At 46.8% G+C, this 20,893-nt stretch carries 13 protein-coding genes; 7 read left to right on the plus strand and 6 right to left on the minus strand.

The window, feature by feature from the left end; all coding sequences use genetic code 11:
* Positions 1-153: 153 nt before the first annotated feature.
* Positions 154-1,974, minus strand: coding sequence for a membrane protein insertase YidC (gene yidC / locus GLV81_RS14020; protein ID WP_246186018.1), 1,821 nt, complete (start codon positions 1,972-1,974; stop codon positions 154-156).
* Between the two features lie 125 nt (positions 1,975-2,099).
* On the minus strand, positions 2,100-3,746 hold the full coding sequence (gene pyrG / locus GLV81_RS14025) for a CTP synthase (RefSeq protein WP_157479424.1): 1,647 nt from the start codon (positions 3,744-3,746) through the stop codon (positions 2,100-2,102).
* A 323-nt stretch (positions 3,747-4,069) separates the two neighbouring features.
* Between pyrG and GLV81_RS14030 the strand changes: the two genes are divergently transcribed.
* Positions 4,070-4,975: a dienelactone hydrolase family protein gene (locus GLV81_RS14030; protein WP_157479425.1), complete on the plus strand. Its 906-nt coding sequence runs from the start codon at positions 4,070-4,072 to the stop codon at positions 4,973-4,975.
* 72 nt (positions 4,976-5,047) lie between these two features.
* Here GLV81_RS14030 and proC read toward each other — a convergent pair whose 3' ends face one another.
* Positions 5,048-5,836 carry a pyrroline-5-carboxylate reductase gene (gene proC, locus GLV81_RS14035; protein ID WP_157479426.1) on the minus strand — a complete coding sequence of 263 codons (789 nt, stop codon included), beginning with the start codon at positions 5,834-5,836 and terminating at the stop codon, positions 5,048-5,050.
* A gap of 100 nt (positions 5,837-5,936) precedes the next feature.
* Positions 5,937-6,737: a M57 family metalloprotease gene (locus tag GLV81_RS14040; RefSeq protein ID WP_157479427.1), complete on the minus strand. Its 801-nt coding sequence runs from the start codon at positions 6,735-6,737 to the stop codon at positions 5,937-5,939.
* A 285-nt stretch (positions 6,738-7,022) separates the two neighbouring features.
* Here GLV81_RS14040 and GLV81_RS14045 point away from each other — a divergent pair, with 285 nt between their 5' ends.
* Both GLV81_RS14045 and GLV81_RS14050 read left to right on the plus strand, forming a co-directional pair.
* The gene (locus GLV81_RS14045) at positions 7,023-9,023 is read left to right on the plus strand and encodes a S8 family serine peptidase (RefSeq protein WP_157479428.1); all 2,001 of its coding nucleotides are present in this window, start codon (positions 7,023-7,025) and stop codon (positions 9,021-9,023) included.
* Between the two features lie 31 nt (positions 9,024-9,054).
* Positions 9,055-9,720, plus strand: coding sequence for a T9SS type A sorting domain-containing protein (locus tag GLV81_RS14050; protein WP_197428346.1), 666 nt, complete (start codon positions 9,055-9,057; stop codon positions 9,718-9,720).
* A gap of 5 nt (positions 9,721-9,725) precedes the next feature.
* On the opposite strand, the gene GLV81_RS14055 is transcribed toward GLV81_RS14050, so the two are convergent.
* Positions 9,726-10,787, minus strand: a complete 1,062-nt coding sequence (locus GLV81_RS14055) for an ADP-glyceromanno-heptose 6-epimerase (protein ID WP_157479430.1) — start codon at positions 10,785-10,787, stop codon at positions 9,726-9,728.
* 108 nt (positions 10,788-10,895) lie between these two features.
* On the opposite strand from GLV81_RS14055, the gene GLV81_RS14060 reads away from it, so the two are divergent.
* From GLV81_RS14060 to GLV81_RS14075, 4 genes are all read left to right on the plus strand, one after another.
* The gene (locus GLV81_RS14060; RefSeq protein WP_157479431.1) at positions 10,896-11,537 is read left to right on the plus strand and encodes a response regulator; all 642 of its coding nucleotides are present in this window, start codon (positions 10,896-10,898) and stop codon (positions 11,535-11,537) included.
* Positions 11,538-11,578: 41 nt separating this feature from the next.
* Positions 11,579-13,321 (plus strand): ATP-binding protein, encoded by a 1,743-nt coding sequence (locus GLV81_RS14065; protein WP_157479432.1) that lies wholly within the window; start codon positions 11,579-11,581, stop codon positions 13,319-13,321.
* Positions 13,322-13,453: 132 nt separating this feature from the next.
* Positions 13,454-17,776, plus strand: coding sequence for a T9SS type A sorting domain-containing protein (locus tag GLV81_RS14070; protein ID WP_157479433.1), 4,323 nt, complete (start codon positions 13,454-13,456; stop codon positions 17,774-17,776).
* Positions 17,777-17,868: 92 nt separating this feature from the next.
* Positions 17,869-18,465: a pseudouridine synthase gene (locus GLV81_RS14075; RefSeq protein WP_246186019.1), complete on the plus strand. Its 597-nt coding sequence runs from the start codon at positions 17,869-17,871 to the stop codon at positions 18,463-18,465.
* A 53-nt stretch (positions 18,466-18,518) separates the two neighbouring features.
* On the opposite strand, the gene purL is transcribed toward GLV81_RS14075, so the two are convergent.
* Positions 18,519-20,756 carry a phosphoribosylformylglycinamidine synthase subunit PurL gene (gene purL / locus GLV81_RS14080; RefSeq protein ID WP_157479434.1) on the minus strand — a complete coding sequence of 746 codons (2,238 nt, stop codon included), beginning with the start codon at positions 20,754-20,756 and terminating at the stop codon, positions 18,519-18,521.
* Positions 20,757-20,893: the final 137 nt, after the last annotated feature.

A 20,893-nucleotide genomic window follows, 5' to 3' on the forward strand; every position in this document is an offset into this window, starting at 1 on the left:
GTTGCTTTTACTAAAGTAGACAGCAAATTAGGGAAAATGTAAAATGGCCTGCTGCCAATTAACAAGCCTGCAAGCAAAAGCCGCCTGCAGCATTGGCTACAGGCGGCTTTTATTTAAGCTGAGCTAAAAGAAATTATTTGCCCTGCTTCTTTTTCATTTCATCCATTTTCTTTTGGGCCTCCTGCATGCTGGCCAGCCGCTCCTGCCACTTCGATTGTTTTTGGGCTTCGCCTTGTTGGCTGCTATTTCTGCCAAAATCTTATCGTGGTTAATCACGTAGTTCTGAATCACAAATTGCAGAATCAGCGTAATCACGTTGGACACGGTATAGTACCAGGTAAGAGCCGATGGCAGCTTGTTGAAGATGAACAACATCATGAAAGGGAAGATGTACGGCATGTACTTCATCATGGGGTTGCCAGCATCGGGCGTAGTGCTCATGCTGTAAATGCTGATGAGCAAACTGGTGATGGTAGCGGTGATGGTAAACAAGCTTACATGCGAACCATAAAACGGAATGGCAAAACCCATGTTGAGTACAGAATCGTAGCTGCTCAAATCGCCGGCCCAGAGGAAAGGAATACCCCGCAGGTCGATATTGCTGTTGAAGAAACTATACAAGGCAAAGAAGATGGGAATCTGGAACAAGGCCGGAATACAGCCACCCAGTGGGTTCACACCCGCTTCGCGGAAAAGTTTCATTTGCTCCATGCTGATGGCCTGCTGATCGCCATTGAGGCGAGCCTTCATGGCATCAATCTCGGGGCGGAGGGCTTTCATTTTGGCACCACTGAGGTAGCTGCTGTAGGTAAGCGGCACAATAAGCAAGCGGATGAAGATGGTAAGCAACAAAATGGTCCAGCCACCATAGCCGCCCATGATATTGCCCAAGAAATCGAACACCGGCAAAATGAGCCAGCGGTTGATCCATTTTACAAATGCGAATACACCACTACCAAGGTCTACGATATTGTGCATGCCATTGTCGTAGTCTTTCAGTACTTCGTAATCGTTAGGGCCATAGTACATTTCCAAAGGAACTGTTGCTGTAGCACCAGCTGCCAATGAAGCCTGAGCAGTCATTTTCAAGGTAGCCACCGTGTTGCTATCCTGACCTTCAGCAGGCACCACCACATCGGCTTTCACCGATTTTAATTTTTGGCTGGCAATAATGCTGCTGTTGAAAAACTGCTGCTTCAAACCAAACCATTCTGCCGGCTGCTCCAATGCTTCGCTGGCGCCTTGCATGGCGGTGGTATAATCGTACTCGCCTTCCGTTTGGTACACCAGGCGGGTTTGTGTTTTTTCATATTCTGCATCGGCCTGTTGGCGATGCGCCACCGTGTTCCAGTGCAGGTTGAGTGTTTGGCCGGTTACCAATTGGTTGGCACCATTCAGTACAATTTCGGCCTTGATGCGGTAATCATTGGGGCGAACAGTAAACTTATGCGTAATGCTGCTGCCGCCGTTGCTGCTGGAAGTATAGCTGATGGTTTGGCTGCTATCTGCATTTTTAGCCACGGCTACATTGCCAAAAAACAATTTTGAAGATTCGGTAGACTGACCGGGCAAGGTATTGATAGCATAGCCAAAACTTTCGCCGGCGCCACCACCCATTACCACAGGTTTGCCATTGGCACCTTTATAATTTTTCAACTCAACCGAACGGAGCCAACCGCCTTTGCTGCTGAATGTGGCTTTCAATACATTATTTTCCAATACAGCCAGGCTATCCCTGCTACCGGCAGCCACAAAGCTTCCGGCAGATACTGAATCCTTCAGCAGTGCCATGCGAACGCTATCCGCCTTCCATTGTGCCGAGTCTACCTTGGGCTTCAATGCAGCGATGCTATCCTCCTGGCGCTTTTTCAACTCAGTGGCAGCCTGCTGATTGCTACTTACATACCAAAAGTAGCCCATGAACAACACCGCCAGTAAAGCAAACCCAATGACGGTATTCCGATCAAATCCCATATTCGTTTATTAAAATGAGCGGCAAAGGTAACGGCTGGCACCCACATAATGATAGCCGCTTACACCTTAACCGCTGGTAAAAGAAAACCGGCCGAAGCCGGTTCAATTCTTTGAAAAAAGCTGTTCTAAGCTTCCTGCTTTTTCGCTGCTGGCTTGGTGCCTGCCTTGTTTTCGCCATATTCTTTGGCTGCAGCCACAAAGCTTACAAACAAAGGCGCCGGTGCTTCCACGGTACTCTTCAGTTCGGGGTGGTACTGAACACCGATAAAGAACGGATGCGATGGCAATTCAATTACCTCCACCAAACCGGTTTCGGGGTTGTGGCCACTCAGCGACATGCCATGTTTTTCGAAAGCTTCGGCATAGCCGCTATTGAACTCCCAACGATGGCGGTGACGTTCGCTAATATTGTTGCTGCCGTATATTTTTTCGGCCAGCGAACCGGCTTTCAGTTCGCAGGGATACGCCCCCAAACGCATGGTACCGCCCATGGCTTTAATTTTCTTTTGCTCCTCCATCATGTCTATCACCGGATCGGTTGTTGTGGGCATCATTTCGGTGCTATGAGCATTGGCGAGGCCCAACACGTGGCGGGCAAATTCTATCACTGCCATTTGCATGCCCAGGCAAATACCAAAGAAAGGCAAGCCACTTTCACGGGCATATTGAATGGCTGTGATTTTGCCTTCGATGCCCCGCAGGCCAAAGCCCGGTGCTACCAGCAAGCCATCGAGGTGGCCCAGCTTTTCGGCCGCATTGGTTTCGGTAATGTGTTCGCTGTGGATGTTCACCACATTCACTTTGCACTCGTTCAAAGCGCCGGCATGTACAAAAGCTTCGAGGATGGATTTGTAAGCATCCTGCAGTTCTACGTATTTACCAATGAGACCAATAGAAACGCTGGCCTTGGGATATTTCAGTTTATCAAGAAACTCTTTCCAGCGGCCCAGTTCGGGTTCTTTGTACTCGGTGATTTGCAGTTTTTTCAAACAAATCAAATCGAGCTTTTCCCGCATCATGGCCAATGGCACTTCGTAAATGGTGGGCGCATCGGCAGCTTCAATAACAGCTTCTGTTTTTACATTACAAAACAGAGCAATCTTGCGGCGTAGTTCAAAGTTCAATGGCTTTTCGGTACGGCACACAATGATATCCGGATGCACACCTTCCTGGCTCAGCAGGCGTACGCTATGCTGTGTAGGTTTGGTTTTCAACTCCTTGGCAGCCCGCAGGTAAGGAATGAGCGTCAAGTGTACTACCAGACAATCTTCTTCGGGCAACTCCCACTGCAGCTGGCGAACGGCTTCGATAAAGGGCAGGCTTTCGATATCGCCCACGGTGCCGCCTATTTCAGTAATCACCACATCGTACTGGCCATTTTGCCCCAGCAGCAGCATACGGCGTTTGATTTCGTCGGTGATGTGGGGCACCACCTGTACGGTTTTACCCAAATAATCACCTGCACGTTCTTTATTGATGACCGTTTGGTAAATACGACCTGTGGTTACGTTGTTGGCCTGACTGGTAGGAATATTTAGGAAACGTTCGTAGTGGCCAAGGTCGAGATCGGTTTCGGCGCCATCGTCGGTTACAAAGCATTCGCCATGCTCGTAAGGGTTGAGTGTACCCGGATCTACGTTGATGTAGGGGTCGAACTTTTGAATGGTAGCCCTCAGGCCACGGGCCTGCAACAGCTTGGCCAAACTGGCCGCAATAATGCCTTTACCGAGTGAAGAGGTCACACCACCTGTCACGAAAATATACTTCGACATAACAAAAATTTTTCCCGCCACCCGAGCCGGTACCTGGCAATAATACCATAGTAAAAAGCTGCGAGGTGTGGGATTCGCTTTTAAAACTTACAATCTTGACCTGGGAAAATATTAGAGGTCGTGCAAACATACAGGAATAACCCACTGATGCAAAATGACCGCACAGCAGCTGCCCGTGCAATGTGTGAAAAATGTGTGTTGAACCATTTGATTAGTTGGCGAGAAAAACTGATAGCCTTTTTAGCGGAAATGAAAAGTGCAAAACGCCAAAACAAACAATTGTTGCCAGATGGCTGTATGTTGTACATAAAATCCCGAGAAAAATGAAATATCTCCTGTTGAGTGGCAGTCTCTTTTTCGCTGCCCTGGTACAGCAAGTACTCTTGCCAAAAGAAGAAAATCCACAAGCCATTCTCGACAGAGTGGCCGCTTCGGTAGTATGCTGTGGCGCCGATGAAAACCTGCTGAGCACCGATGCCCGTTTTATGGCGGTTGTAAACGAACCTGGGTTTGCAGCCCTGCATCAAAGTCCGGTTGCATTTGAATACAACAATGCATTGGGCAGCATGATTCAGTTTGGCACTACAGATGGGGCACCGGCTCAAGCCTACGCCATTGATGCCAAAGTAAAAACCAACAAATACCTGATTGTAATTCAGGAATGGTGGGGCTTGAATGACCACATCAAGAAAGAAGCCGACAAATATTACACGGCGCTGGATGGTAAAGTAAATGTGCTGGCTGTAGACTTGTACGATGGCAAAATTGCAGCAACACCAGACAGTGCCATGAAACTCATTCGGGCAGCACTCAGCAACACCCGCAAAGAAAACATCATTAAAGGAGCATTGGCTTTTGCAGGCCCAGATGCGCAGGTTTACAGCGTAGGCTGGTGCTTTGGTGGCATGATGAGTTTGCAAACCGCCATCATGGCCGGCAACAACATGAAGGCCTGCATTATGTTCTACGGCACGCCAGAAAAAGACAAAGCCAAACTGGCCAGCATTCAGTGTCCTGTGTTGGGCATTTTTGGCACACAAGACAAAAGCATACCCAATGAAACTGTGGATGCATTTGCCAGCAATATGAAAGAAGCGGGCAAAAATTTCAGCCTGCTGCGCTACGATGCGGTGCATGCATTTGCCAACCCCAGCAACCCCGGCTACAACAAAACTTTTGGAGATGAAGCTTTTAGCAAAAGCATTGCCTTTTTGAAAAGCAATATGTAACGGACATGTATGTACGAAAAGCGGCGAACAAATTTTGTTCGCTGCTTTTTTTATGTTCGAATGATTGACTATCTACTTACCTATTTTATCATAACTGGTAATGATACCCCGAATGAGTGAGGAACTGAAACCCTGATGTTCCATTTCATTCAAACCAACAATGGTGCAACCTTTGGGCGTTGTTACTTTATCAATTTCATGCTCCGGATGATTGCCCGTTTTCAACAATAAATCTGCCGCACCCAATACCGTTTGTGCGGCGATGAGTGAAGCTGTTTTGGCATCAAAACCAATTTCGATACCGCCCTGAATATTGGCACGGATGTAGCGCAACGCATACGCGGTACCACAGGCGCCGAGCACAGTTGCTGCATCCATCAGTTTTTCATCGATTACTGCTGTACGGCCCAGTTGATCAAACAGCTGCTGTACGTAATTGAGTTGCTTGGCGTCGGCACCGGCATTGCTCAGGCAGGTCATGCTTTGCTGTATGGCAATGGCCGTATTGGGCATAGCCCGAATAACAGGCACCGGCTTGCCAATGGCTTTTTGCAACTGCTCCGTCCACACACCGGTGATAACAGAAACCAGTACATGTTTTTTGGCATTGAGTACCGATTTAAAACCTGCCAACACTTCGTTGTAGTTGTACGGCTTTACGGCCAGTATAATGATGTCGCTTTGCTGTACGGCTTTTTTATTGTCGCTCAGCACCTGGCAGCCTTGCTCTTGCAATGCTTTCAGCTGTTGTACATTTCTTCGGGTAATGCTGATAGCCGATGGCTTGCAAAAGCCACTGCTGACCAGTCCTTGAGCGATGGAACCTCCCAGATTGCCGCCGCCGATGATGGCGATTTTCATAAATCGATTGCTTGTGATTGGTGATGGCCAAATATACTGGCTAAAAAAACAAAGCCCGGCTGACGCATCAGCCGGGCCTGTGTAAAGCAGCAAAATGAGATTAGTACAAATAAGCCAGCGCCACTTTATCATTGGCGTTGAACGGACGGTTTTGACCGCTACCGATACAGGCTAGCATCCAGCTGTTAGGATCGGGGCCTGAAGGTGTACCAGGAATGAGGATAGCACCAACTGTTGATGCGCCTTCATTTACAGGAGAACCACCGCAGCTGTATTGGCGGCTCATGTAATCGGTATGGCGGAAACCAATACAGTGACCAATTTCGTGGGCCAATATAGAAGCTACTGTAGCCTGAGGCTGGCTACCAATTTGGCGGGTAGCCACCAAAATGCTATTGTAAGGCTGACCAGTCGAAGTAGGGAAACCCGCAGAAGCGAGGTACTGTGCATTTTTAGGTGCAGCACTCAATACGATATTTCCACCAGAAGTTACACGCTGAAAAGTGATTTGCAGATTTTCAGCATTGTAACGGGCAATGGCTTCGTCTGTAGCTGCAATGTAGCTGGTAGGCAAACTGGTAGCCACCCTAACGGTGATTACCCGGGGCAAACCAGTAACCAGATTGGTAGTGCGGTACTGTTCTTCATTGGCAACGCGAAGAATGGATCCGCCTTTGCCGGCGTTGTTCAACTGATCGTTGGTAAGTACAATGTCACCTTCTACCAAAAAGCCTTCTTCATGCTTTTGTACATTGGAAGTACCAAAACCAAGAGCGGCAATTTTTGCCAGCGTGGCATCACCAATCGGTTCATCAGGGCTGTTGAGTGTGTTGTCTTTGGCGCAGGATGTAAGGAGGCCGGCCATGAGGCCCAGCGTCAGCAGTCGGGATGTTAACTTCATACGTGTTGTAGTTTTAGATTTCCAAAATAGGCATCTCGCCAGCGGAAAAAAACTTTAGAAAAAAAATTAAAAAAAGCAATATCCCCTTCCGTGTATCGCTGAAAATTATCGAAGCGAATGGCATCAAAAATCGGGTTCATTAAAATTTCGTTAACACCCCTTTTCAAGTTCTACACATTAAGAAAATGCAACTAAGTATCGATAAATCAATAAGTTGCGAAATGTAAAATTTTGATTTTTTCGTATGTATTTACGAACACTCTCCATTTTTGGAAAAGGGTAAGGATGCGTTTGGCGGGTAAATGGAAAGCCGCATCTTTGGAAGAACACATGCGTCAATACCGGTCATATATACTTTCACTCCAGCTCTTGCTTACCCTGCTGATGACAGGCCTGGCAGATAGCGTGGCACAAACATTTTTGCCCGATACGCTGGCCGAAAAAATGCCGCTGAAAAAACTGTCGCAGGCACTGCAACAACGAAGTAAACTAGATGGAGCTGTACTTATTTATGTTCAATACAATCAAGCGGATAGTTTGCTGCGTTGGTTCACCGATAAGCCAGTGCAACTGCTGGCACACGATACCAGCTGGAAAGTAATGACCTTGCAAATGCCTGCTTACTTTCTTATTCCATTATCAAAGCAGCCATCAGTTCAATTTATACAAGCAGCCAACAGAAGAGCCAAACCCGAACTGAGTGTGCCCGGCTTCGATCCATCGGCCAATGGCATAGCACTGGCTGCCACCCGTTTTGCAGCCAGTAATGGAAATGGCATTCGGGTTGCCATTAAAGAAGAACGTTTTGATACGCTGGACATAGACTTTAGCCAACGTTTTTTTACCACTGCAAGAACGGCTACCCGCAGCACCAACCATGCCAGCATTATGGCCAGCATGCTGGCCGGCAGCGGTGCATCTTCCATCACAGGAAAAGGCGTAGCACCAGCTTCAATCATTACCAGCACCAACTTCGACATCTTGCTACCAGAGCCACTCGATTTTTACAACACAAATACCATCAGCGTTCAAAACCACTCTTATGGTGTAGGCATCGAAAATGAATATGGCATTGATGCTGCTGCTTACGATGCCAGCACTGCCGCACTCCCCTATTTATTACATGTATTTAGTGCAGGCAATGCAGGTACACAAAGCTCCGCCTACGGCAAATACCAGGGCATAGTCAGCTGGGCCAACCTTACTGGCAGTTTTAAAATGAGCAAAAACAGTTTGGTATTGGCCGCCACCGATTCTTTCAACAAAAGAGAAATAGCCAGCTCCCGTGGCCCTGCCTACGATGGCCGTATCAAACCTGAATTATCGGCCTTTGGTGAAGATGGCAGCTCAGGCTCGGCAGCTCTGGCATCTGGCGCTGTGGCTGTATTGCAGCAATCAATTCAACAACAATTAGGAAGCCTGCCAGATGCAGCGCTGGTGAAAGCCATCCTCATCAACAGCAGTACCGATGTGGGTGCAGAAGGCCCCGACTTTAGTGAAGGCTACGGACAGTTGAATGTATACAACGCACTACGTATTGCTGCTGGCAAGCAGTACGTCACAGGATCCATTCGGGCAGGCGACACAGTTCGGATAAACATACCTGTTGCTGCCAATGCACAAAGCCTGGCGCTTACCCTTTGCTGGACAGACCCTGCAGCAACAGCAGGCAGCAGCAAAGCGTTGATTCACGATTTGCAATTAATGCTTCGCCAACCCGACCAGCAGGTTGTACATCCGTGGATATTGAATAGTGCGGCACATGCCGACTCATTGCAGCAACCCGCCAAACGTGGAATGGATACCCTCAATGTAGTAGAGCATATCAGTCTATTGCAACCAGCGACTGGCGAATATGAAGCCATGATTGTAGCACCAACCAATGTATCCGGCACACAAACATTTGCATTGGCATGGCACAGCAACAGCAACAACGAGTTGGTATTTACGCATCCGACGAATACTTATCATGCCGACAGCCGAAATGGCGTAAGCATTAGATGGGAGCATAATTTTCCGCATGGCCAAACAGGTGTGTTGTCGGTAAAAAATTTGGCTACGCAAAGCACCAGCCTTATCAATAACAACATAGCTCTCGATAGTAGACTGTTTGTCTGGCGACCTGCTGCGAATGCAGTTTATCCTGCACAATTACAACTGCAGGTTGGCCAGCAAGTGCTGTTGTCCGATAGCTTTTGGGTGCATCCGGGTATACAGCCACGCATTGGTTATGTATGTGGCGATACGCTTGCTGCTCTATTGGCAACACATTGCACTAGCAAGTAGTTACCGCATTTACCATGTACAAAATGGCCAAATGCAAGTGCTTAGCACAACTGCAGATACGTTATTTCGCATCAGGCGTTCTTCATTGGAAAAGGACTGGCTGGCTGTGGCGCCGATTTTTGGCACCCAGCTAGGCAACCGCAGCTATGCCATCAATTATCTCAACCAACAAGTGGGTTGTTATATTCAGCAGTTTACTGCTACTGCCGGCAACAACAATGTGCTGCTGCAACTACAACTGGGATCCAACTTTGGTATTCAACAATTACAATTTGAAAAAGTAAAGAACGGCCAGGCTACAATGCTGTCAAGCATTTCCAACATCACCGGCAACAACTTTACAGCCGAAGATGCACAACCCCTGAGTGGCGAAAATTACTATCGTATTAAAATTACTTTGAGTAATGGTAGCGTGGTGTACTCCAACATTGAAACCGTATACATACCGGAAAGCAATGGTTTGGCGGTGTACCCCAATCCTGTAGCATTGGGCCAGCCCATTCGCATCATTAATACCATGAGCGGAGAATTTCCTATAGCTGAACTCTATGATTTTACCGGCAGAAAAATCCGCAGTACTGCATTGGAAGGTTTTATCAATACCGTCAATACTGCATACTTACATCGTGGTATTTATCTCCTGAAACTTACCCAGGCCGGCAAAACCATCAGTGTAAAAAAGATAACGGTCTTGTAGTGCTGTTACAACCTACGGAGATAGTTCCGCACATAGTCACCCACGCCTTCTTCTAATGAAGTGAACGCTTCTGCATAGCCGGCTTTGCGCAGCTTATCCATATTGGCTTCGGTGAAGTATTGATACTTGTCGCGGATATCTTCCGGCATATCTATGAACACAATATTCGGTTCCGGATCCATCCCCCGGAAAGTAGCCGCAGCCAAATCGTAAAAACTGCGGGCCTGCCCGGTACCAAGGTTGTACAAGCCACTGCCTAAGCCCCCTTTAGGGGGTTTGGGGGTTTCTAACATCCACGCAATCACCTTCACCACATCTTTTACATAAATAAAATCCCGTAGCTGTTGACCGTGCTCAAAATCGGGGCGATGGCTTTTGAACAATTTAACCTGCCCCTCTTTTTTGATTTGATTGAATGCATGCCAGATAACCGAAGCCATTCGGCCCTTGTGGTATTCATGCGGGCCGTATACATTAAAAAATTTGAGGCCTGCCCAAAAGGGTGGCGCACCTGCAGAGTCCGGCGTATGGGCGCCATCATCTCTCACCCAGCCATCTTCATCCTGTGTATTCAATCGCACATCGCCTACTTTTTCCAACACCCACTTGTCAAACTCATTTTTACTGACGCCATAAGGATTCAATGGCTTCAGCAAAAAAGGCAATTCATGATTGTCATCGTAGCCCAACTCGCCTGCTCCATACGTAGCAGCACTCGATGCATAAATAAACGGAATTTGCTTTTCGGTACAGTATTGCCACAGCATTTGGCTATACTCCACATTCAATTCTTCATGAATGGCATAGTTAAATTCAGTGGTATCTGTACGAGCACCCAAGTGAATGACTGCCGCTACTTCCGGCTGGTGCTCATTGAGCCAGAATGCCAGGTTGTACCGCTCCACCACATGGTCATAAGCAATGCTTTCCCAGTTGGCCCGCTTGTCTTCTCTGCCAAAATCATCCACCAAAATCAATTGTTCGTAGCCTAAAGTATTGAGGTGACGAGCCATTTCGCTGCCGATAAAACCAGCGGCGCCGGTAACAATGATGTATGGTGCTTGCATAAAAAAGTACAATTGATTGGGACAGCAAAAATGAGATTAAGTTTTGAAACAGCGGACATACGTCCAAATACGTATTTTACAGCAATGTGAAGCCCCTATTTTTGAAAGATGACGAACACACCCAAAACCATTTGTATAGTAGAAGACAAAGATGACCTGCGGGAAGCGCTGAGCATGATGATCAGACTAACGGACGGTTATCAAATGACCGGGGCATTTAAAAACGCAGAAGATGCGATTCACCATATACCGGATATTCATCCTGCTGCTGTGCTGATGGACATCAACCTGCCCGATGCCAGCGGCATACAATGCGTCGTTACATTAAAATCAAAGTTTCCGGATATTTTATTTTTGATGTGTACTGCTTACGAAGACAATGATAAAATTTTCAGCAGTTTGAAAGCCGGCGCCAGTGGCTACATTTTAAAAACCGACGGTCCTGCAAAAATTGTAGAAGCGCTGGATGAACTTTTTGCCGGTGGCAGCCCCATGAGCAGCAGCATTGCCCGCAAAGTGGTGGCCAGTTTTAGTGGCTTGCCCGCAGGCAATCATTTGGTACAACGATTATCGGACAGAGAAGAAGCAGTATTGCATTGTCTGGCCAAAGGATTGATGAACAAAGAAGTAGCCGACAGTTTACAAATCAGTCAGGGTACAGTAAAAAAGCATATCCAACACATTTATGAAAAGCTACACGTAAACACCCGTGTAGAAGCCGTGAACCTGTATCTTGGAAGAACAAAATAACCATTCGACACATTTATAACATATTACGAACTAGTGCTACAATGCTGGTTATTTGTTTATCAAGCATTGGCGCTTTGTCGCAGCAATCAATTACAGATTCGCTGCAACATTTGTATGCTGAAACCAAAGAGAACGAACAAAAAAGTCATCAGGCTTTGTTGCTGATTGAAGCTTGGATGGATTTGGAAAAATTAGACTCGGCTCAATTCTGGGCCAACGAACTATTTTCTGTATTGCCCGGCAACAAACAGGATGTGGTACATTATTACTACAATAGCAGACAGAGTGAAATTTATTACTACAACAATTTTCCCAGGTTGGGATTGCAAAATGCTGAAAGAGGTTTACAAATAGCATTGTCGCTTAATGACAGCGTATTTATTGCTGATGCTTACAATTTCAGAGGTCTATTTTTGATGAACCTCAACAGAATTCAAGAAGCCATATCATCTTTTAAACTTGGATTACAATGGTCTGTCTGGAAATCGAATCCACCCAAGTATCTTTCTCTTACGCAATACTATCATCTGTTAGGCAATTTAGCTGAGGCATTATTAAAAAATAATGAACCTGCAGCTTCATTACACTATGCCTTTTACTCGTACAACGAAGCTGTAAAGCACAATAGAAGGAGAGCCATAAGCGTTGCTCAAAACCAAATCGGCAGTTGCTATGATGCTTTAGGAAAAACTGATTCTGCCCTCTATTTTTTTAAAGCATGTATATCAGGCATAGATAATGATATAGATGTATTGTTGTTGAACTATGCTTCTTTGGGGCAGCATTTTAAGCACCTGCAACTTAATGAACAGGCAAACAGCGCTTTTAAAGAAGGTGTACTCTTGCTCACCAAAAGACCAGATATCAATAGCTACTTCAGTATTGAGTTCTTGAACAAAGCCATTGTTTTTTTTAGAGAAACAGCACAAGAAAAACTGCTGCAAAATTGCATCTATAAAAAAATGATGATACTTGACAAAGTGCAGGCCGACTACAATGTGCAAATAAATGAAGTGATGGAAGCTGCGTTGAAAAATGAAACGCAACTGCTCAATCTCAGAATAGCCAATGAAGCTCGTAAAGTAAAACTCGATCAGTATAAAATCATTGCCCTGTCAACACTGCTTGTTTCGGTTCTACTCATCTTTTTATTGTACCGGAACCGGTTGCTGAAAAAACTGGAACTGGCCAAGCTACAAAACAACATTCAGCAAGACCTGCATGATGAGTTGGGTGGTAGTCTTAGCATCATTCGCATATTGAGCGACCTAATGAGCAGCAAAAAATTATCGCAGGAAGAGATCGCCAGTCTTTCACAAAAAATAAGTGGCACCGCCAGCGAAGCAGCCCAAAAAATGAATACGCTGATTTGGGCACTCAACACCGAAAACGACTCAGTAGCCAACCTGTGCGAATATACCCGGCAGTATAGCATTGCCTTTTTTGAAGGCACAACCATCGATATTCATTTCGAAGAGAAACTGTCGCAACCCAACAGTAATATTTACGGTACTGCCCGCAAAAACATTTTCCTCTGTATCAAAGAATCACTGCACAATGTATTGAAACATGCCAACGCCAGTGCAGTCCATATCCGATTTGAAACTACCAATGCTCAACAGCTGATTGTAACCGTATCAGACAACGGAAAAGGGATGCAACAAAACAATCAATTTGGCAACGGCCTTAAAAATATGCAGCAGCGAATGGCTGCCATCGGGGGTACTGCCAGCTTCACCAACAATGCTGGCTGCACCGTTGTGTTTGAGTGTTCCTTGCACTAAAGTACTCACTAGGTAAAGACATCACCCCTACGCATACTCCCTATTACGTATTGCCAGCGGGCACACAATACAGGATTTTTACAAGAGACTTTTTTACCCTTTATCCTGAATACCCAAGCCAACGCACCGCACATGAGACTTCTTTTACTCCTTTCCGTTTTGATGGTTCGTTTTTCAGCCATTGCTCAATCCAATTTTAGCAGCACCAACTTTCGGGTGGGCCAAAGCACTTACACCGACATTAGCAGCACCGGCACCGCCATTGCCATGACCAACAATGAAGCTGGAGTGAGTACCGCCCCTCAAAACATTGGCTTCAACTTTCAATTCAACGATTCTGTATTTACGCAGTTTCGCATACACGCCGATGGCATACTTCGCCTTGGCACCGAAGCACCTGCTGCCGCTACAAATATTAGTGTGAGCCCGGCCAATTCTCATGCCGCAGTGTTCACATCTACTGCTGACAGTTTTCAATACGTCATTCTTCCATTTTTCACCAACCTCGTAGCTGCAGGCTCACCGGCATTTCATGTACAAACCAGCGGTGTGGCCCCCAACAGAGTATGCACCATACAATGGAAAAACCTGCGGGATGCCGACAATTCGAACGGCGCTGTGTTGCATCAATTTACGCAACTGGAGTTTCAGGTAAAACTGTATGAAGGAAGTAACGATATTGAATTTGTGTACGGCAGCTTTATACCATCTGCCAACACCCTCAGCACCCGCAATGCAGCCGTGGGTATAAAAGCAGGCAGCAATAGTTTTGCAGCCAATTACAAAGGGGTAAATACAGCCCCATTTAGTGCCATGGTTTCTTTTAACCAACGCAACAATGCCCGGCTGGCCAATGGCGTGTTATTCAGAAGAGATGTACCGCCGGCTAACGGATTTACACAGCGTTTTTTTGGCAGAATAGTGAATGACATTTCGGTGGCCAACTTGTATGCAGACAGCGTAAGCCAGGTCACCAATCAATCGGGCAATAGAATTGAAACATTGGTAAAAAATGAGGGTACCGCTGCAGCAAGTAACATTGTTGTAAGTCTTCAAATAAGCGGATCCAATACGCATACAGCGTCTGTCAATATTACCAGTCTTGCAGCAGGTGCTACACAATTGGTAAGCTTTCCTGCATTTAGTACCAGCAACCCTGGTATGCAGCAAATACAAGTTTCTGTAACGGCAGATGCCGATGACAGAACAAGTAACAACATGCTTGCTGCTTCGCAAAAGATTTCGGCTGGTCACCAACAAACTCCGAATCTGAATAACGCAGGATTTGGCATTGGCTTTAATGGTGGCACTGGCTTTATGGCCACGAAAATTTATGGAACCGGCACCAGAAAAATCAGACAAATCCGCATCCCATTCAATACCTACCGAAACATTGTAAACATGCGGGTATATGAAGATGGAGGTGCTGGGGGTTCTCCATCATCCTCCGCACTTATTAGCAGTAGCAACTTTTTTACTACCAACGAAAACAGCATCATTATTTCATTTACCAATGCTGCAGCAAGTGTAACCGGCGATTATTACATTGCTGTACAGCAAACAAGCACCAGCAATATGGGATGGCGTAGCACTGCAGCACCTCCCATTCGTACCAACAGATTGTACACCAGCTCTACTGGCGCTTCATGGGCTGCTCAGGTAGACACTTTGCCCTGGCAGCAAATGGTAGAAGTATATGAAGAAACCACCGGGCCCGATGTAGGTATTGAGTACTTAACAGCACCCGGTTGCAACTACAGCAATGCAGCTGACGTGACAGTAACACTTCGAAACTTTTCGAACACAACTATTGATTTTGCAGCTACGCCAGTTACAATAAGTGGCAATGTTCGTAACCCGCAGCAAACGGAATCGCCTTTTTCATTGACCAAAAACACCGGCACATTAGCAGCTGGTGCCAGTGAGCAAATTACGGTGCTGAGTAACTATGATTTTACCAAGCGGGGCTATCATTTATTCAGCGCCAAAACAACACTGCCCGGCGATGTAGAAAATGGCAATGATAGTCTTCGTTTCTTTTTGGGTAATCATGTGCCTGTAACCGGATCCATTACCGATTCTGTGTGTCCGTTGACGCCCATCACACTTACCGGCCCTGCTTACCTCGCCAATCTTCAATGGACCTTGAATGGTACGCCTTCATTTGGCACTACGCTTAATGTGAGTCCGATACAAACAACTACTGTGTATGTGCAAGGCACTGACTATCGGGGCTGCGTATTGCAAGACAGCGTTGTGTTGTTGGTAAAAAAAGATTACGGTGCTGCCGCAAAGCCTGTTATCCTGTTTGGCGACACACTGCTCAGCCATCGCAATGCATTTAAAGACACTTTGCGTGTAACCAAGCTGGCTGGCCATAGCATACGTTGGCTGGGTGGTTTTGGTACCGTTTCAGCAGATAGTTCGTTGCTGCTGACGCAGGTTGCAGGTTTACAAAATGCCAAAGTATCCGTTGCATACATCCGTGATAGTGATGGCTGCGGTACACTGGGCGATACTCTCACCTACCGCTATGCTACAGGCCTGCTGCACAATACCAACGATACGCAAGTTGTATGTGATACCAGCTATTACGATGCAGGTGGTAGCACCGGTATCACTGGCAATAGTATTACCAAAGTATTTACACCGGCTACTGCTGGCAAAAAAGTGAAGTTCACCTTGTACAATACCGATTTGGCAGACTTTGCCAGCATCATGGTGTATGACGGAAGTTCAACATCTTCTCCACGCATAACAGCAATTGATGGCAGCAAAAACGGAAATACAGTGATGGAGTTTATTGCCTCCAATGAAACAGGAGCACTCACGGTTCAATTCACCAGAGGTACATTCAACACCAGTGGTTGGTGGGCCGGGCTTACCTGCCATACTCCCGAAGTGTACCGCAGTGTACAAAACGGTTTGTGGACTGCTGCCAACACTTGGGAAAAGAAAATACCCGGCGGCAATTTTGTACCTGCTACGAGAGCACCATTCAAAGGTGATGACAGCATTTTGGTAAGACACGAAGTGTTGCTCAATGAGAGTGTACAAACAGATCAGCTAATTATTGAGCCAACCGGTCATTTACGTTTTGAATCGCCAACTAGCAATTTCATTTCGATGAACCTGTTTAAAACAAATGAACAGCCCCCTATTGAAGTAAAAGGAAAGCTGTCAACAAATGCCCCTACACAAATTTTTGGCGCCGATAAAATGATTGTAACCGGCGAACTGGCCAACGAAGGAAAGATCGATCTTGATTCGGTAATGATGGTAGGCACCAGCTTGCAGACCTTGGGTAAAAGCGGCGGCGGCGCAGGCATCATCAAACTATTACACCTGAACAATGCAGCTGGTGTACAAGTAGCAGGCACCCAAAATGTACTGAGTATTCGCTTTGTACAAGGCTTACTCAATACCACAGCACAAGCATACATTGATGTTACAGGCACCGTGTTTGATGCAAGAGATGCTTCGCATATCAACGGCCCTGCGGGTGTTACCATCTTTGGATCCGGCGATCGTTTCTATCCCATTGGCAGCAATGGTCAATATCGGCCTGTAACCATCACCAACAGCAACACCAACAGTTTTGATAATTCAGAAACCATTGTGGTAGAAGCAAAAGCTGGGGGTCCTGCAGCAAGAACATTGCCTGCTGGCATCAGCAACGTTTCGCAAGTGCGGCATTATCGCATCACCCGCATTGGCAATAACGGCAGCGAGTATCAGGTTACACTGCCTTATGGAAGTGATGACGGCGTCAATGAGCCATCCAACCTCACCATTTTAAAAGATGATGGCGGCAGCAACTGGATTGATATTGGCGGAACAGCTACAGGTGCTACACCAGGTAGCATTACCAGCAACAGCTTCAATAACTTCAGCGATTTTGTACTAGCCAATAAAACAGGTGGCACAAATCCGTTGCCCGTTACCTGGGTGAATTTCTCTGCAACTGCCCTTCAAAAAGATGTACAACTGAAATGGCAAACAGCAAACGAAAGTGATTGTAAAAAATATATCATAGAAAGAAGCAACAACGGCAATCAGTTTATAGCAATTGAAGAGGTTGTTTGTAACAATAATAACAGCAGCACCTACAAGTACACAGATGTGCAACCCGGCCATGGTACCTGGTACTACCGCATTCGCCAGCAGGATACAGATGGCAGCTTTACTTACACTGCAGTGAGAAAAGTAAACCTGCAACATGTGGCAACTATCAAACTCTATCCCAATCCGGCTAACAATGTACTCCGCATCAATCAGCTTCAAGGCAAAGCAAACATTGTAGTGTACGATGCAGCTGGCCAACAGATAGCACAATACCTCGCTACAGGCAGCAGTATAGATATTTCAGTTGCACACCTGAGCAACGGGCACTATACCATTCACATTGTTCAACCCACAGGCAACACACAACACAAACTCATCATCTCACACTAATAAGGCCGTTGAGAAACAGCAACCTGCATATACATCGGTATGTGCAGGTTTTCTTTGTGTACAACATGCTACATTCACTGCAAAATTAATTGTTGCAAACTCACCGTTATTTCATCATCCACAAACCCCGCAACATGGTCTCCCAATTTGTGAGCAGCCATGATGTGAGGCTGTTGGGCGATTTAGATTTCGATTTTCCTGAAGGCACACACGCCATTGGCCGCTTAGACAAAGATTCCGAAGGCCTGCTGCTGCTCACTACCAACAAACGCATCACCAGATTGCTGTTTGAAGGCAGCACCCCGCATACACGTAGCTATTTGGTGCAGGTAAAGTATGAAGTGCCCGATGTAAAAATTGAACTGCTGCGGGCAGGCATTGGCATCAGCCATACCAACGATAGTATTTATACCACACAACCCTGTTTGGTAGAACGTATTGCTCATCCTGAAACTTACATCAGCAATGCAGGTGAGTTACAGTTTTACATTCCGCACAGCTGGCTGCTCATCACCCTTACCGAAGGCAAGTTTCATCAGGTACGCAAAATGGTGAAAGGCATTGGTCATCCATGTAAAAGACTGATTCGCATCAGCATCGAAAACCTTACACTGCAAGGCTTAGCACCGGGTGAGGTAAAAGAGCTGACCGAAGAAGAATGCCTGGAAAAGCTGTGCATTCAACTATAAAAAAAGCCTGTCACTTTACAGCAACAGGCGTCATTGTTTTACCAGTTCATATTTTACAAAGCACTTAATGCATGCTCACTTTCGTGACCTGCAAGCAGGTTGGCAATGGCATTGTCGTAATTTTCTTTCCATGCATCAATATTGCCCCAGCTGGCGGCGTCTACAATAATATCGCCGCTGGTTACTTCGCCTATTACTTCGTAGTGCTGACCGTGACTTTGCAGTGCTTCTTCCAACGTAGCGAGTGCATCCCGTTTTACCGTTACCGCTACACGGCTTTGTGCTTCACCAAACAGGAAAGCATCTTTACGTACTGATGCATTTGTGTTGACATCAAAACCAAGATTGTTCCAGAAAGCACTTTCGCAAAGGGTAATGAACAAACCACCTTCACTCACATCATGTGCACTGCTGATGAGTTTGTTTTTGATGAGGTCGACCAATACTTTTTGCAAATGGAATTCTTCTTCCAGCTCAAACTGCGGTGCGGGGCTAAACTCCACGCCATGCATTTTGTGCAGGTATTCGCTGCTGTTGATGTCGTTGCTGCTTTTACCCAGCAGTACAATCACATCGCCTGCCTGCTTAAAGTCAAGCGTCATTTTATCGTTCACATTTTCCAACAGGCCTACCATACCAATGGTGGGTGTTGGATACACCGGTCCGTCGGGGTTCTGGTTGTAAAAGCTCACGTTGCCACCCGTTACCGGTGTATTGAATTTTCTACAAGCATCGCCCATGCCTTTAATGGCGTTTACAAACTGCCAATACACTTCGGGGTCATAAGGATTACCAAAGTTGAGACAGTTGGTGACACCCAACGGCTCACCACCACTGCACACAATATTGCGGGCAGCTTCGGCTACGGCAATCATCGCTCCTTTGTAGGGGTCGGCAAACACATAGCGACTGTTACAATCCGTGGTTACTGCGAGTGCTTTATTACTTGGCTTGGCCAGTACCACAGCCGCATCACTTGGCGCATTGGTTTGGGTATTGCCCGTACCTACCATGCTGTCGTACTGTACGTACACGGCACGTTTGCTGGAAATGTTTGGGATGGTCACCAGCTTTTCTGCCACCGCTTTTAGGTCAGCGGGTTCGGCTACAGTTGATCGATCAAAAGCATTTACCTGTGTAAGGTATTTTGGCTCGGTGTATTCACGGGTGTATTGCGGCGCACCGCCACCCAGTACCAATATTTCTGCTTCAATCTGTGCTTCCAGCTGGCCGTGCATGTAAAAGCTCAGCAAGCCGTCGTCGGTTACTTCACCAATATTGCTGCAGGGCAGGTCCCATTTTTCAAACACTTTCAAAATGGCATCTTCCTGACCTTTTTTTGCCACCAGCAACATGCGTTCCTGGCTTTCGCTCAGCAGCAGTTCCCAGGTTTTCATATTGGCCTGGCGGGTAGGCACTTTGTCAAGGTCGATGCGCATACCGCTTTTGCCCTTGGCACTCATTTCGGCCGTAGAGCAAATAATGCCAGCAGCACCCATATCCTGCATGCCTACTACAGCACCGGTTTTAATTACTTCGAGGCAGGCTTCCAGCAATTTCTTTTCCTGAAAGGGGTCGCCCACCTGCACGGCCGGCAAGTCTTGAGCACTCTCTTCGGTAATGTCGGCACTGGCAAAGCTGGCACCACCGATGCCGTCTTTACCCGTAGCGCTACCCACAAAAAACACGGGGTTGCCCACGCCTTCTGCTGTGGCACTCACGGTTTCACCCGCTTTTACAATGCCCACACTCATGGCATTTACCAGCGGATTGGTATGATATTTCTGCTCAAAATAAATTTCACCGCCTACGGTAGGTACGCCAAAGCAGTTGCCATAGTGACCAATGCCGTGCACCACGCCACCCAGCAACCACTGGGTTTTCTTCTCGTTCAGGTTGCCAAAGCGCAGGCTGTTGAGTGCCGCAATGGGACGGGCACCCATGGTAAAAATATCGCGGTGAATGCCGCCCACACCCGTAGCAGCTCCCTGAAAAGGTTCGATGGCACTGGGGTGGTTGTGGCTTTCAATCTTAAACACCACGCCCCAGTCATCGCCAATATCCATCAGGCCGGCGTTTTCTTCACCCGCAGCCACCAGCATACGGCCACCATCGCGGGGCAGGGTTTTCAGCCACTTGATGCTGTTTTTGTAGCTGCAATGTTCGCTCCACATGCCGCTGAAGGCGCAGAGTTCATTGAAGTTGGGCGTACGGCCCATTTTTTCCTTAATCAGTTCATATTCCGCTTCCGTAATCCGGAGTTGCTGGAGCGTTGCGCTGTTTATTTCCATGAAAAAGTTTGTGAAGGCTCGATAATGAGCCGCAAATGTAACCCATGCCAGCGGGAATGCCGAAGGGTAATTCGGCGGGGCTGTGAACAGCTGTGCATATCCGGGCTGCGGTTCGCTCCCTTTCACACTCCGCTTCG

Origin of the sequence: Phnomibacter ginsenosidimutans (genome assembly GCF_009740285.1) — a bacterium.
Taxonomy (GTDB): domain Bacteria; phylum Bacteroidota; class Bacteroidia; order Chitinophagales; family Chitinophagaceae; genus Phnomibacter; species Phnomibacter ginsenosidimutans.

Excerpts from the sequence above, each read along its gene's own strand:
- proC (WP_157479426.1), bottom strand. The coding sequence starts at position 5,836 with ATGAAAATCGCCATCATCGGCGGCGGCAATCTGGGAGGTTCCATCGCT.
- GLV81_RS14030 (WP_157479425.1), top strand. The coding sequence starts at position 4,070 with ATGAAATATCTCCTGTTGAGTGGCAGTCTCTTTTTCGCTGCCCTGGTA.
- GLV81_RS14045 (WP_157479428.1), top strand. The coding sequence starts at position 7,023 with ATGCGTTTGGCGGGTAAATGGAAAGCCGCATCTTTGGAAGAACACATG.
- GLV81_RS14040 (WP_157479427.1), bottom strand. The coding sequence starts at position 6,737 with ATGAAGTTAACATCCCGACTGCTGACGCTGGGCCTCATGGCCGGCCTC.
- GLV81_RS14060 (WP_157479431.1), top strand. The coding sequence starts at position 10,896 with ATGACGAACACACCCAAAACCATTTGTATAGTAGAAGACAAAGATGAC.
- GLV81_RS14055 (WP_157479430.1), bottom strand. The coding sequence starts at position 10,787 with ATGCAAGCACCATACATCATTGTTACCGGCGCCGCTGGTTTTATCGGC.
- pyrG (WP_157479424.1), bottom strand. The coding sequence starts at position 3,746 with ATGTCGAAGTATATTTTCGTGACAGGTGGTGTGACCTCTTCACTCGGT.
- purL (WP_157479434.1), bottom strand. The coding sequence starts at position 20,756 with ATGGAAATAAACAGCGCAACGCTCCAGCAACTCCGGATTACGGAAGCG.
- GLV81_RS14050 (WP_197428346.1), top strand. The coding sequence starts at position 9,055 with ATGCAAGTGCTTAGCACAACTGCAGATACGTTATTTCGCATCAGGCGT.
- GLV81_RS14065 (WP_157479432.1), top strand. The coding sequence starts at position 11,579 with ATGCTGGTTATTTGTTTATCAAGCATTGGCGCTTTGTCGCAGCAATCA.
- GLV81_RS14070 (WP_157479433.1), top strand. The coding sequence starts at position 13,454 with ATGAGACTTCTTTTACTCCTTTCCGTTTTGATGGTTCGTTTTTCAGCC.
- yidC (WP_246186018.1), bottom strand. The coding sequence starts at position 1,974 with ATGGGATTTGATCGGAATACCGTCATTGGGTTTGCTTTACTGGCGGTG.